This is a genomic window from Kitasatospora sp. NPDC058046, assembly GCF_042885595.1.
Taxonomy (GTDB): domain Bacteria; phylum Actinomycetota; class Actinomycetes; order Streptomycetales; family Streptomycetaceae; genus Kitasatospora.
This window is the reverse complement of record NZ_JBHVRS010000001.1, coordinates 295,599-308,528: the sequence shown is the minus strand read 5'-3', so window position 1 is coordinate 308,528 and position 12,930 is coordinate 295,599. Positions and strand designations below refer to the sequence as shown.

The 12,930-nt window shown below is 72.4% G+C and carries 13 protein-coding genes; 8 read left to right on the top strand and 5 right to left on the bottom strand.

The window, feature by feature from the left end:
* Positions 1–134: 134 nt before the first annotated feature.
* Together ACFVU7_RS01430 and ACFVU7_RS01425 are read left to right on the top strand one after the other, a co-directional pair.
* Complete coding sequence (locus tag ACFVU7_RS01430; RefSeq protein ID WP_049651848.1) at positions 135–599, top strand: Lrp/AsnC family transcriptional regulator; 465 nt, start codon at positions 135–137, stop codon at positions 597–599.
* A 199-nt stretch (positions 600–798) separates the two neighbouring features.
* The gene (locus ACFVU7_RS01425; protein ID WP_117487462.1) at positions 799–2,166 is read left to right on the top strand and encodes a pyridoxal-dependent decarboxylase; all 1,368 of its coding nucleotides are present in this window, start codon (positions 799–801) and stop codon (positions 2,164–2,166) included.
* Between the two features lie 62 nt (positions 2,167–2,228).
* Here ACFVU7_RS01425 and ACFVU7_RS01420 read toward each other — a convergent pair whose 3' ends face one another.
* Positions 2,229–3,092 (bottom strand): GNAT family N-acetyltransferase, encoded by an 864-nt coding sequence (locus ACFVU7_RS01420; protein ID WP_074001184.1) that lies wholly within the window; start codon positions 3,090–3,092, stop codon positions 2,229–2,231.
* A 245-nt stretch (positions 3,093–3,337) separates the two neighbouring features.
* Here ACFVU7_RS01420 and erpA point away from each other — a divergent pair, with 245 nt between their 5' ends.
* Entirely contained in the window at positions 3,338–3,691 is a 354-nt protein-coding gene (gene erpA, locus ACFVU7_RS01415) for an iron-sulfur cluster insertion protein ErpA (RefSeq protein WP_049651846.1), read from the top strand.
* Positions 3,692–3,765: 74 nt separating this feature from the next.
* Here the strand turns inward: erpA and ACFVU7_RS01410 are convergent, their stop codons facing one another.
* Both ACFVU7_RS01410 and ACFVU7_RS01405 read right to left on the bottom strand, forming a co-directional pair.
* The gene (locus ACFVU7_RS01410) at positions 3,766–4,461 is read right to left on the bottom strand and encodes a hypothetical protein (protein ID WP_388043685.1); all 696 of its coding nucleotides are present in this window, start codon (positions 4,459–4,461) and stop codon (positions 3,766–3,768) included.
* A gap of 132 nt (positions 4,462–4,593) precedes the next feature.
* Entirely contained in the window at positions 4,594–4,800 is a 207-nt protein-coding gene (locus ACFVU7_RS01405; protein WP_049651844.1) for a hypothetical protein, read from the bottom strand.
* 272 nt (positions 4,801–5,072) lie between these two features.
* Between ACFVU7_RS01405 and ACFVU7_RS01400 the strand changes: the two genes are divergently transcribed.
* Entirely contained in the window at positions 5,073–6,050 is a 978-nt protein-coding gene (locus tag ACFVU7_RS01400) for a carbohydrate kinase family protein (RefSeq protein ID WP_388043683.1), read from the top strand.
* Here ACFVU7_RS01400 and ACFVU7_RS01395 read toward each other — a convergent pair.
* Positions 6,043–7,569, bottom strand: coding sequence for a cysteine desulfurase/sulfurtransferase TusA family protein (locus tag ACFVU7_RS01395; RefSeq protein WP_388043681.1), 1,527 nt, complete (start codon positions 7,567–7,569; stop codon positions 6,043–6,045). The genes ACFVU7_RS01400 and ACFVU7_RS01395 overlap by 8 nt on opposite strands.
* 368 nt (positions 7,570–7,937) lie before the next feature.
* Between ACFVU7_RS01395 and coxB the strand changes: the two genes are divergently transcribed.
* The 4 genes from coxB (at position 7,938) to ACFVU7_RS01375 (ending at position 12,431) form a co-directional block, all read left to right on the top strand.
* A complete protein-coding gene (gene coxB, locus ACFVU7_RS01390) occupies positions 7,938–8,792 on the top strand; it encodes a cytochrome c oxidase subunit II (RefSeq protein WP_049651842.1) in 855 nt (284 codons plus the stop codon).
* Positions 8,789–10,564 carry a cytochrome c oxidase subunit I gene (gene ctaD / locus ACFVU7_RS01385; RefSeq protein WP_074000888.1) on the top strand — a complete coding sequence of 592 codons (1,776 nt, stop codon included), beginning with the start codon at positions 8,789–8,791 and terminating at the stop codon, positions 10,562–10,564. The genes coxB and ctaD overlap by 4 nt, the downstream gene beginning before the upstream one ends.
* Positions 10,564–10,986, top strand: coding sequence for a cytochrome c oxidase subunit 4 (locus tag ACFVU7_RS01380; protein WP_049651840.1), 423 nt, complete (start codon positions 10,564–10,566; stop codon positions 10,984–10,986). Before ctaD ends, ACFVU7_RS01380 begins: the two co-directional genes overlap by 1 nt.
* A gap of 188 nt (positions 10,987–11,174) precedes the next feature.
* Positions 11,175–12,431 carry an Ig-like domain-containing protein gene (locus ACFVU7_RS01375; protein ID WP_117487459.1) on the top strand — a complete coding sequence of 419 codons (1,257 nt, stop codon included), beginning with the start codon at positions 11,175–11,177 and terminating at the stop codon, positions 12,429–12,431.
* Between the two features lie 28 nt (positions 12,432–12,459).
* Here ACFVU7_RS01375 and ACFVU7_RS01370 read toward each other — a convergent pair whose 3' ends face one another.
* Positions 12,460–12,831: a GntR family transcriptional regulator gene (locus tag ACFVU7_RS01370; protein WP_375874018.1), complete on the bottom strand. Its 372-nt coding sequence runs from the start codon at positions 12,829–12,831 to the stop codon at positions 12,460–12,462.
* Between the last annotated feature and the right edge of the window lie 99 nt (positions 12,832–12,930).

Below are 12,930 nucleotides of genomic sequence, written 5' to 3'. Positions count from 1 at the left end.
GCCCGCCCGTCATCCGACGGCGGTGAACTCGTCCAGGTCATCCGCCAGAATGGTGGCGAACCGTTTCGGCAGTGGCAGCCCGCCGCCGGAACGCCCCGCCGAACCCCCCGTACGACCCGTGGAGCCCCTCACCCATGACCAGCAGCCGAGCGCACGAGGTGGTCGGGGCCGACCTGGACGAGACCGACCGGCTCCTGCTCGCCCGGCTCGGCAGCGACGGCCGCGCCTCGTACGCCGAGATCGGGCTGCAGGTGAACCTCTCCGCCACCGCCGTGCGCCGGCGGATCGACCGGCTGCGGGCGCGCGGCGTGGTGCGGGGCTTCACCGTGGTGCTCGACCCGTCCGTGCTGGGCTGGCAGACCGAGGCCTTCGTCGAGGTCTACTGCCGCGAGCGCACCGCCCCCGAGGAGATCCTCGCCAGCCTGCGGCAGTTCCCCGAGGTGGTCGCCGCCTGGACGGTCACCGGCGACCCGGACGCCCTGGTGCACCTGCGGGCCGCCGACATGCGCCACCTGGAGGCCGTCATCGAGCGCATCCGGCGCGAGCCCGGAGTGCAGCGCAGCCGCTCCTCGGTGGTCCTCTCCCAGCTCATCGGCTGACCGCCCGCCGGCCGCCCCCGGACCGTACGCAGGAATCCTGCGCGGACCCGCCCGAAGACGCCCGAAACCTGCCTGACCAGCCGCGTTCCGACGCGCGGGGAGGGCCCGGTGCTGCCTACGCTGATCACGTCCGGTCGTCGCGGTGAAGCGTCCCGCCGACCGGACGCCCCCCGACACCCCCACGCCGAGAGGGACCGCCGTGTCCGCAGCACCCGACCGCATGCACCGGCCCGACAACGAGCTGGTCGACCTGGTTTTCGACTACATGCGGGAGCGGCTGCAGTACGACCCCGTCCCGCTCGACCACCCCGGTGACGGCGAGCACCTGCGCACCCAGCTGGCCGGCCTGCTGAACCAGGACGGCAACAACCCGGTCGACGTGCTCAAGCTGTACGACCACGAGCTGTCCCGGGCGGTCATCTCCGCCGACAGCCCCCGCTACCTGTCCTTCATCCCGTGCGCCCCGACCAAGGCCGCGCTGCTGTTCGACATGGTCGTCTCCTGCGCCTCCCTCCAGGGCATCTCCTGGCTGGAGGCGGCCGGCGCGATCGCCGCCGAGAACCAGGTGCTGCGCCTGATCGCCGACCGCGCGGGCCTGCCCCAGTCGGCCGGCGGCTGCTTCGTGTCCGGCGGCTCGGCGGGCAACCTCTCCGCCCTGGTGGTCGCCCGCGACACCGCCCGCCGCAAGCTCGGTGTCGGCCCGGAGGCCCGGCTGCGGATAGCCGTCGCCGACCAGGTGCACTCCTCGGTCAAGAACACCTTCAACATCATCGGCGTCGAGGCCTTCAAGGTCCCGACCGTCAACCGGCGCTTCACCGGCGAGGCGCTGCGCGCCGCGCTGGCCGCCGACCCGAACCCGGAGACGGTGATCGCCGTCGTCGGCACCGCCGGCACCACCAACGAGGGCATCGTCGACGACCTGGCCGGCCTGGCCGAGGTCGCCCGCGAGCGCGACCTCTGGTTCCACGTGGACGGCGCCTACGGCGGCGCCGGCCTGTTCGCCCCCTCGGTGCGCGAGCGCTACAACGGCATCGAGCACGCCGACTCCTTCGTGGTCGACCCGCACAAGTGGCTGTTCGCCCCCTTCGACTGCGCCGCGCTGATCTACCGCAACCCGCAGCTCGCCCGCGCCGTGCACACCCAGGACGCCTCCTACCTGGACGTCCTGCACACCGAGGGCGACGAGTGGAACCCCACCGACTACGCCTACCACCTGACCCGGCGCGCCCGCGGCCTGCCGCTCTGGTTCTCGCTGGCCGTCCACGGCGTCCAGGCCTACACCGACGCCATCGAGGCCGGCCTCACCCTGGCCCGGGAGACGGCCCAGCTGATCCGCGAGAGCGAGCACCTGGAGCTGCTGTTCGACCCGCAGCTCTCGGCGGTCTGCTTCAAGCGCAGGGGTTGGACCAACGACGACTACTACCGCTGGTCGCAGCAGCTGCTCGCGGACCAGATCGGCTTCGTCACCCCCACCGGCTGGGACGGCGAGACGGTCGCCCGCTTCGCCTTCCTGCACCCGGGCACCACCATGGAGATGGTCAAGGAGATCCTGGACACCATGGTCTGAGCACCCTGACGTCCGTACGGCCCCCTCCGGAGCGCTCCGGAGGGGGCCGTACGCGTGCCCGCCTACAGGAACGCCCCGTTCGGCAGGTACGGCGCCGGCGGCCGCATCCCGCGCACCCCGACGAAGCCGCCGGTCTCCGGCGTCAGCCCGACCTCCAGCCCGACGTCCAGCGCCCACTCCTGCTCGGCGGTCAGGTACTCCACCCGCGCCTCGGCCCCGTCCGGCACCCGGGCCAGCGCCTCGCGCAGCAGCCGGGCCCCGATCCGCTTGCTGGTGGCCGCCAGCAGCCGCACCGTGCCGCCGTCCCGGTAGCAGTAGCCGCTGCCGGCCAGCGCGTCCGCGACCAGCAGCTCCTCGAAGTGCCCGAGCATCAGCTCGTGGTCCGGCCCGTGCGCGGACCCGCGCAGCCGGCGGTCCACCGAGTCCAGCAGGTGCAGGTGGGTGGCGTTGCCGCGGTGCACCGGTATGTCGCCCGGATCGATCAGCCCCTGCCGGTCCACCGTCCCGGTCAGCCGCATCGCCGGGTGCAGGGTGAACCCGGCCAGCCGGTAGCGGCGGGCCGCCGCAGGGGAGCCGGAGGCGCAGACCATCCCGCGCAGGCAGCCCCGGGCGTGCGCCATCGCCCGTTCGAACAGCAGCCGCCCCACCCCCCGGCCCTGCGCGGACGGCCGGACGGCGAACAGCGAGGGCGTCCACAGGCCCTCGCGGCGCATCGACAGCACCACCCCGACCGCCTGCCCGCCGCTCTCCGCCAGCCAGCAGCCCCCGGGATCGGTGCGCGCCAGGTGCCTGGTCCGGGCCAGCTGCAGCGGCGTCGGCCGCGGTGGCCGCGCGGGGTCGTCGGACGGTGCGGCGAACGCGGCGAAGGACAGTTCCCGGACGACCTCCGCGTCCGCTGCGGTGTCCCTGACCTGGCGAAGGATCATGCCGACCATCCTGGCGTCCGACGGGCGGCCGTGGGGCCCGTTCACCCGGATCCGTGCCTCGGGCGGTGACCGGCCCTCCGGGGGTGTGCGAGCATGGGGAGCGTAGGGGACGCGGGTGGCACACCCGGCCTACGGACAACCAGCCGCGAACAGGCCGCAGAAATCGATCGCCGCCCGGGAAATGAAACCGGACGGCCGTTGGTTGGCACTGGCGGCAGACCGTCGTCAAGACCGGGAGAAAGCAGATGACCGTCCAGGACGAGACCACCGTCGAGAGTGGCATCCTCCTCACCGATGCCGCCGCGGCCAAGGTCAAGGCCCTGCTGGAGCAGGAAGGCCGCGAGGACCTCGCGCTGCGCGTCGCCGTCCAGCCCGGTGGCTGCTCCGGCCTGCGTTACCAGCTGTTCTTCGACGAGCGCTCGCTCGACGGTGACGTGATCAAGGACTTCGACGGCGTCAAGGTCGTCACCGACCGGATGAGCGCCCCGTACCTGGGCGGCGCCACCGTCGACTTCGTCGACACCATCGAGAAGCAGGGCTTCACCATCGACAACCCGAACGCCACCGGCTCCTGCGCCTGCGGCGACTCGTTCAGCTAAGCCCGCTGCGGAAGGCGGCCCCGGGGTGATCCCCGGGGCCGCCTTTCCGTTTCCGCCCGCGGGCGCCGCGGCGCCTACCGCCCCGCGACGTCCGGGGTGACCGGGTCCGGCCCCATGTGCGGGTCGCCCTCCAGCGGCAGCTCCTGACCGCTCGTCCTGTCGACCACCGTCCGCCCGGCCAGCGGCGAGCGCAGGTCGGCCGCGACCGACTGCCGCTTGGCCAGCGCGTTGCACACCTGTCCCGGCTGGACGGTGGGCGGGCCCGGCACGACCAGCACGTCCACCCGGCCCGGCTGCGACTCGTCCGCCTTCAGCGCGTACGTGGTGCAGACCCCGCCGAAGAAGTAGACGGTCAGCTTGGTGGTGCCGTCCACCCGGTAGGCGACCGGCGGACGGACGGGCGCGTCCGAACCGTTCGGGTTCGGCTCGCCCACCGCGATCCCGTTGCCCGGGGGAGTGGCCGGGGCCGGCTGCCCGGGCGGGGGCGAGGCCGGGCTGGGTGTGAAGCCGGTCGGCGGCTGGGCCGGCTGCGCGGCCCCGGAGGAACTCCCGGTCGGAGCCGCCGAGGACGGGCTCGCGGAGTCCGCCGGGGCCGGCGGCGAGGCACTGGCCGAGGCGGACGCGGCGGCCGAGCCGCTCGTCGCCGCGTCCGAGGCGGGCTTGCCGCCGCCGCCGCTGCCGCAGCCGGCCACCGTCACCACCGCCGCCAGCACCAGACCCGTCAGGGCCACCGCTCGCCGACCGCGCCGGGGCATCGTCTCCAGATCCATCTGCACATCCTCCCGAGGGTTCAGCGGTGCCGCCTCCTCGCCGCTCCGCGCGGATGTGACGTGCTCCGGTCGGATCCGGTTCCACAGTGGTTCCGCAGCGGTTCCGCGCGCGGCTGATCCGGTCCGGCGGGCTCAGAAGCCGTACTCGGCCATCCCGGCGACCACCCGCTGGGCCCCGGAGGACACCCGGAAGCCGGTCGAGGCGGGGGCGACGGGCTCCGGGCCGGCCGCGAGCTGCGGCCAGAACCGGCGCAGCCGCCGGGAGGAGTCCAGCAGGGCGTCGAGCGTCTCGCCGTCCTCGGTCCGCAGGACGGGCAGGGCACAGTGGTCGGTCATCATCCGGTATCGCTCCGATCCAGGGCCGCGGCCACGCTGCCGCGGTCGACGACGGGGCCCGCACGACGGGCCCCCCACGGCCGACCCTAGGCAGGGGCCCGGCCGCCCACCAGTGCTACCGGGAGGTAGTACACGGAGGAGGGCGACGGGTGCCACCATGGCCGTGGGGCGGCAACTTGCGGCACTCTTGCCGGGCGCTCCCCGGGGCCGGGTACCGTAGGCGGGTTCGTCCCCGCCTGCCCGCTGGCCCCGCAGCCACCCTGAGGAGACCCCCCGTGCGTATCGCCGTCGCCGGCTCGATCGCCACCGACCACCTGATGACGTTCCCCGGCCGGTTCGCCGACCAGCTCGTCGCCGAGCAGCTGCACACCGTGTCGCTGTCCTTCCTGGTCGACACCCTGGACATCCGCCGCGGCGGCGTCGCGCCGAACATCGCCTTCGGCATGGGTGTGCTCGGCCTGCGCCCGGTCCTGGTCGGCGCCGCCGGTGCGGACTTCGCCGAGTACCGCAGCTGGCTGGAGCGCAACAACGTGGACTGCGACTCCGTCCACATCTCCGAGACCCGGCACACCGCGCGCTTCATGTGCACCACGGACGAGGACCACAACCAGATCGCCTCGTTCTACACCGGTGCCATGGCCGAGGCCCGCAACATCGAGCTGAAGCCGATCGCCGACCGCGTCGGCGGCCTGGACCTCGTCCTGGTCGGCGCCGACGACCCGCAGGGCATGGTCCGCCACACCCAGGAGTGCCGCACCCGCGGCTACGCCTTCGCCGCCGACCCCTCCCAGCAGCTGGCCCGCCTGGAGGGCGAGGACATCCGCGAGATCGTGGACGGCGCCGCGTACCTCTTCACCAACGAGTACGAGGCCGCGCTGATCGAGGCCAAGACCGGCTGGGGCGCCGAGGAGCTGCTCACCCGCGTCGGCACCCGGATCACCACCCTGGGCAGCAAGGGCGTCCGGATCGAGCGCAAGGGCGAGGCGCCGATCGTGGTCGGCTGCGCCAAGGAGGAGGCCAAGGTCGACCCGACCGGCGTCGGCGACGCCTTCCGCGCGGGCTTCCTGGCCGGCCTGTCCTGGGACCTCGACCTGGAGCGCTCCGCCCAGATCGGCTGCATGCTCGCCACCCTGGTGATCGAGACCGTCGGCACCCAGGAGTACGAGCTGCGCCCGGCCGCCTTCCTGAAGCGCTTCGAGGAGGCCTACGGCGCCGAGGCGGCCACCGAGATCAGCGCCCGCCTGGTCAAGTAGTCCGCCGGACGACGAGGTAGGCCGAGCCCCGGTCGCCGCCGTACTCGGCGGCCGGGGCCTCGCCCGCGTACTCCTGTCCGCGCATCCCGCACCAGGCCGGGATGTCCAGCCGGGCCGCCTCGTCGTCCGCCAGCACGACGACCGTGCCACCCGGCGGCACCTCGCCGATCCGCTTCGCCAGCTCGATCACCGGCAGCGGGCAGCGCTTGCCCAGCGCGTCGATCACTGTGACCCGCCCGCTCGCCTCCGGGCGCTCTGACCCGGCGCCGACGCTCCTCGCTCCGGCACTCCCTCCTCCGTCGGTCGCTTGTCGCTCCTCGCTTTCGGCCCCGGCGCGCCCTTCGGCTCGGGGCGCAGCCCCGATCGCGGCCGGCGCCGGCCCGGGAGCCGGCAGGTCCAGCCCGAGCGGCGCCCGGACGCCGGCCACCAGGTCCGGCAGCACCGCGAGGAAGCGCTCCACGTCCGCCTCGGCCGTCCCGTACGGCAGCGAGACCCGGACGTTCCCCTCGGTGAGCACCCCCATCGCCGCCAGCACATGGCTGGGCGTCAGCGTGGACGAGGTGCAGGAGGAGCCGGAGGAGACCGCGAAGCCGGCCCGGTCCAGCTCGGTCAGCAGCACCTCCCCGTCGACGTACAGACAGGAGAAGGTGACGATGTGCGGCAGCCGCCGCACCGGGTCGCCGACCACCTCGACCTCGGGCACCAGCCGCGGCACCCGGGTGCGGATCCGCTCCACCAGCGCGTGCAGCCGGGCGTTCTCCCGCTCGGCCTCGGCCCGGACGGCGCGCAGCGAGGCGGCCGCGGCCACGATCGCCGGGACGTTGACGTAGCCGGGCACCCGGCCGCCCTCGCGCTCGTCGGCCGGCAGCGGCGAGGCGTACCGGACGCCCTTGCGGACCGCCAGCACCCCGACCCCGGGCGGGCCGCCCCACTTGTGGGCGCTCGCGGTCAGCAGTGACCAGCCCGCCGGGACGTCCGCCCGACCGGCGCTCTGCGCCGCGTCCACCAGCAGCGGGACGCCGGCCCCGGCGCACAGCGCGGCGACCTCGCCGACCGGCTGCACCGTCCCGACCTCGTGGTTGGCGCTCTGCAGCGCGGCCAGCGCGGTGTCCGGTCGCAGCAGCGCGGCGAAGGCCGCCGGGTCGGCCCGGCCGCCCCGGTCGACCGGCGCCACCGACACCTCGCCCCCGGCGGCCTCGTGGCGTTCGGCGACGTGCAGCACGCTGGAGTGCTCCACCGCGGAGTGCACGAAGTGGCCGCCGCGCCGCCGGTTCCCGGCCAGCGCGCCCAGCAGGCCGAGCTGGACGGCCTGGGTGCCGCTCGCGGTGAAGGAGATCTCGTCCGCCCGGGTGCCCAGCACCGCGGCCACCGTCTCGCGGGCGGCGTCCAGCAGCATCCGGGCCTGCCGGCCGGAGCGGTACAGCCGGGCCGGATCGGCCCAGCCCTCGTCCAGGGCGGCGGTCAGCGCCTGCCGGGCGACGGGGTGCAGAGGGGCCGTCGAGGCCGCGTCGAAGTACACGGTCACATTTAACGACACACCCGGCCGCGTCCCCGGTCGGTCGCGCGGCTCACCCGCCGTCAGTCGATCATCCCGAATGTCCGCTTCGTCCGCGCCCGACGGGCCGTCACGGGCGTCGCCCGAGGTCATCCCCCGATCGGGCGTACGGACCTCGAATGCCTACGATGACCTGCGGCGCAGCCCCCACCGGGCCTGATCGGGCTAGCGGGCGGCGCGTTACCGGGGGCTGCCCGTCAGGAGCGCATAAGGCTGGAGTAGGGTTTGGCCCGCATAAGCATTCAAACCGTGCCCGTGGACGGGTCGCCGGGGAGGCTCACACTCCTCCCCGGGGCGACGCGAAGGCGGGCGAGACTTCGGGAAGGCGCTACGTGAGTCCCAACGGCTCCGACCGCTCGCCGCGGCGCACGATGCGGCGGAAGCTGCCTCAGGCGCTGGCACTGGGCCTCGTCATCGCGACCGCCACCGGCTGCTCGGCCAACGACCTCCCCAGGCTTGGCCTCCCGAGCCCCGTCACCAAGGAAGGGCCCATGGTCCTCCAGATGTGGCAGGGCTCCTGGATCGCGGCGCTGGTGGTCGGCGTACTGATGTGGGGTCTGATCATCTGGAGCGTGATCTTCCACCGGCGCAAGCGCACCGGTGTGGAGGTCCCCCCGCAGACCCGGTACAACGTGCCCATCGAGGCGCTCTACACCGCGGTCCCCATCATCATCGTCTCGGTCCTCTTCTACTTCGTCGCCCGCGACGAGTCGAAGCTGACGGCCACCTCCGAGAAGCCGCAGCACTACGTCAACGTGGTGGGCTTCCAGTGGAGCTGGGCGTTCAACTACGAGAACACCGAGACCCCCGACCCGGCCAACAAGGACGCCGCGTACGACGTCGGAACCCCCAAGGAGGTTCCGACGCTGTGGCTGCCGGTCAACGAGTCGGTGCAGTTCCGCCTCACCTCGCGTGACGTCATCCACGACTTCTGGCCCGTCAACTTCATGATGAAGATGGACGTCGTGCCGGGCGTGGTGAACAAGTTCGAGGTCACGCCGACCGTCAAGGGCGAGTACATGGGCAAGTGCGCCGAGCTCTGCGGCGTCGACCACTCGCGCATGCTGTTCAACGTCAAGGTCGTCGACCGCGCCGACTACGACAAGCACCTGGCCGAGCTTCGCGCCAAGGGCCAGAACGGCTGGGTGCCCTCCGGCCTCATCGGCATGGGAAGTGAAGAGAAGTGACCATCCTCAACGAGCCCGCCGCGGCCGGCGGGGGCGCCGATGCCGTCACGGTCGGGGCGCAGCGGACCCGGAAGCCGGGTTCCACCATCATCAAGTGGCTGACCACCACCGACCACAAGACGATCGGCACCCTGTACCTGGGCACGTCGTTCGCCTTCTTCCTGATCGGTGGCATCCTCGCCCTGGTCATGCGTGCCGAGCTGGCTCGTCCCGGGACCCAGATCCTGTCGAACGAGCAGTTCAACCAGGCGTTCACGATGCACGGCACGATCATGCTGCTGATGTTCGCGACGCCGCTCTTCGCCGGCTTCGCGAACTGGATCATGCCGCTCCAGATCGGCGCACCGGACGTGGCGTTCCCGCGTCTGAACATGTTCGCGTACTGGCTGTACCTCTTCGGCTCGACCATCGCGGTGGCCGGCTTCGTGACCCCGAACGGCGCCGCCGACTTCGGTTGGTTCGCCTACTCCCCGCTGTCCGACGCGGTGCACTCGCCCGGCGTCGGCGGCGACATGTGGATCATGGGTCTGGCCTTCTCCGGCTTCGGCACGATCCTCGGTGCGGTCAACTTCATCACCACGATCATCTGCATGCGCGCTCCGGGCATGACGATGTTCCGGATGTCGATCTTCGTCTGGAACGTCCTGCTGACCTCGGTGCTGGTCCTGCTGGCCTTCCCGGTGCTGGCCGCCGCGCTGTTCGCCCTGGAGGCGGACCGCAAGTTCGGTGCCCACGTCTTCGACCCGGCCAACGGCGGGGCGATGCTCTGGCAGCACCTGTTCTGGTTCTTCGGCCACCCCGAGGTGTACATCATCGCGCTGCCGTTCTTCGGCATCGTGTCGGAGATCATCCCGGTCTTCAGCCGCAAGCCGATGTTCGGCTACTCCGGCCTGATCGCGGCCACCATCGCGATCGCCGGTCTGTCCGTGACGGTGTGGGCGCACCACATGTACGTCACCGGACAGGTACTGCTGCCGTTCTTCTCGTTCATGACCTTCCTGATCGCGGTCCCGACCGGTGTGAAGTTCTTCAACTGGGTCGGCACCATGTGGAAGGGCTCGCTGAGCTTCGAGACCCCGATGCTCTGGACGGTCGGCTTCCTGGTCACCTTCCTCTTCGGTGGTCTGACCGGTGTCCTGCTGGCCTCCCCGCCGATCGACTTCCACGTCTCGGACTCGTACTTCGTCGTCGCCCACTTCCACTACGTGGTCTTCGGCACCGTCGTGTTCGCGATGTTCGCCGGCTTCCACTTCTGGTGGCCGAAGATGACCGGCAAGATGCTGGACGAGCGCCTCGGCAAGATCACCTTCTGGACGCTGTTCTTCGGCTTCCACACCACCTTCCTGGTGCAGCACTGGCTCGGCGCGGAGGGCATGCCCCGCCGCTACGCCGACTACCTGGCCTCGGACGGCTTCACCACCCTGAACACCGTCTCGACCATCGGCTCCTTCGTGCTCGGCCTGTCGATCCTGCCGTTCCTCTACAACGTCTGGAAGACCGCCAAGTACGGCGAGAAGGTCACCGTGGACGACCCGTGGGGCTTCGGCCGCTCGCTGGAGTGGGCGACCTCCTGCCCGCCGCCGCGGCACAACTTCCTCACCCTCCCGCGGATCCGCTCCGAATCCCCGGCCTTCGACCTCCACCACCCGGAGATCGCCGCGCTGGACTACCTGGAGAACCACGGTGAGCCGGCCAAGCACCTCGCCGGCGTGACCCCGGCGAAGTACGACGCCCCGAAGCTGGGCAAGGGCAACAAGGAGGGCGACGCCTGATGAAGGAACAGGGAAAGATCTTCCTGGGCCTGTCGGTCTTCGTGCTGGCCATGGCCATCACCTACGGCCTGTGGACCAACTCCGACACCAACGGCCCGGGCCTGGAGGCCGCCGGTACCACGGCGCTGTTCCTGGCCTTCGCGCTGTGCGCCTTCATCGGGTACTACCTCGCCTTCACCGCCCGCCGGGTGGACAGCGGCGCGGGTGACAACCCCGAGGCCGAGGTCGCGGACGACTCCGGCGAGCTGGGCTTCTTCGCCCCGCACAGCTGGCAGCCGCTCTCGCTGGCGCTCGGTGGCGCGCTCGCCTTCCTGGGCGTGATCTTCGGCTGGTGGCTGATGTTCTGGGCCGCCCCGATCATCATGATCGGCATCTTCGGATGGGTCTTCGAGTTCTACCGCGGCGAGAACCAGAACCAGTAGGGTTCGCGCTCGTGCACCAGGGCCGGTCCTCCCGTACGGGGGGACCGGCCCTGCCGCGTTCCCGGACGCCGCTGCGTCCCCGGGATGACGGCCTCACTCAGCTGGGTGAACCGGATGTCCCTCGGATGTCGCTTCACCGGGGGCGTTCCTACGATCTGATCAATCGTGCGAAACCTTCGGAGGCGGCCATGGCCGACAGGCGCGGAATCGCAGCTCTCGGCGGCATCTCGCTGGCCCTCGCCGTGCTGGCCCCGCTGGCCGGCTGCACGGCCGGGGACGAGGCGCCCGTCGGACCGCACCGGGTCGACGCGGCCCCGCTGGTCCACCTCTCGGCGGACGCCAAGGCGGACCCCTCCCAGCCGGTCACCGTGACGGCCGTCCAGGACAGCCGGCTCACCGACGTCACCGTGGTCGGCCCGGACGGCCGGGTGGTCGCCGGGAAGCTCGCCGAGGACCAGCGCAGCTGGCAGACCACCGGCCGGCTGAAGGCCGCCACCGCGTACACGGTGCGGATCTCCGCCGACGACGGCAAGGGCGGCCGCGGCGACACCACCGCGAGCTTCAGCACCCTCGCCGCCGAACGCCTGCTCACCGCCAAGCTCGGCCCGGACTCTTCCGGCAGCGGCGTCTACGGGGTGGGCCAGCCGCTCACCGTGGAGCTCTCCGAGGCGGTGAAGGACCCCCAGGCCCGCCAGGAGGTCGAGCGCGCCCTGACCGTCGGCTCCCAGCCCGCCGTCACCGGCGCCTGGTACTGGGTGGACGACAAGAACCTGCACTTCCGTCCGGAGGACTACTGGCCGGCCGGGACGACCGTCTCGCTGGCCTTCGACGGCACCGGCAGCCGGATCGCCGACGGCCTGTACGGCGGTGACCGCAGCTCGCTGAAGCTGCGGATCGGCGAGCGGGTGGAGTCGGTGATCGACGCGGCCGCCCACGAGCTCACCCTGAAGCGTGACGGCGAGGCGCTGCGGACCATCCCGGTCACCACCGGCAAGCCCGGCTTCGACACCCGCAACGGCGTCAAGGTGGTGCTCGGCCAGGAGCGGTCGGTCCGGATGAACGGCGAGACGATCGGGATAGCGCCGGGCAGCACGGAGTCCTACGACCTCGACGTGCTCTGGGCCACCCGGGTGACCTGGAGCGGCGAGTACGTCCACGCGGCGCCCTGGTCGGTCGGCTCGCAGGGCGTCGAGAACGTCAGCCACGGCTGTACCGGCATGAGCACCGGCAACGCCGAGTGGTTCTTCCAGCACACCCGGGTGGGGGACCTGGTGACGGTGGTGAACAGCCGCGGCGGCCGGATGGAGCCCTTCGGCAACGGCTTCGGGGACTGGAACATCGCCTGGACGGACTGGGTCAAGCACAGTGCCTCCGGACAGCCCGTCAGCACCACCGCACCGGCCTCCCAGGCCCCCGCCGCCGGGATGGTCCGCCCCGAGCTCTGAGACCCCCTGAGGCGCCCTCCGGGGCGCCTCAGCCCTGCGGGTAGGCCAGCCGCAGGGCGGTGTCCACGGCGGCCAGGGCCTCCGCGCGGGAGACGCCCAGGCGGCTCGCCCGGGCGGCGTACTCGGCGGCGGCCTCGGCGGCCAGCCGGTGCGCGGCGTCCCCGGTGGCGGCGATCAGCGTGCCGCGCCGGCCGTGGGTCTCCACCACGCCGTCCGCCTCCAGTTCGCGGTAGGCCCGGGCGACGGTGCCGGCCGCCAGCCCCAGCTGCTCGGCCAGGGCGCGGACGGTGGGCAGCCGCAGCCCGGTCGGCAGCTCGCCGGAGCGGGCCCGGTCGGCGATCTGGGCGCGGATCTGCTCGTACGGGGGAGTGGCCGAGGCGGGGTCGACGGACAGCTGCACGGGGGCTCCAGGTGGCGCGGGCGGCGGGTACGGGAAAGCCCGAGGGCCGCCGACCAGAACTCTGGTCAGCGGCCCTCGGGGTGACGCGGTGGTGCCTAC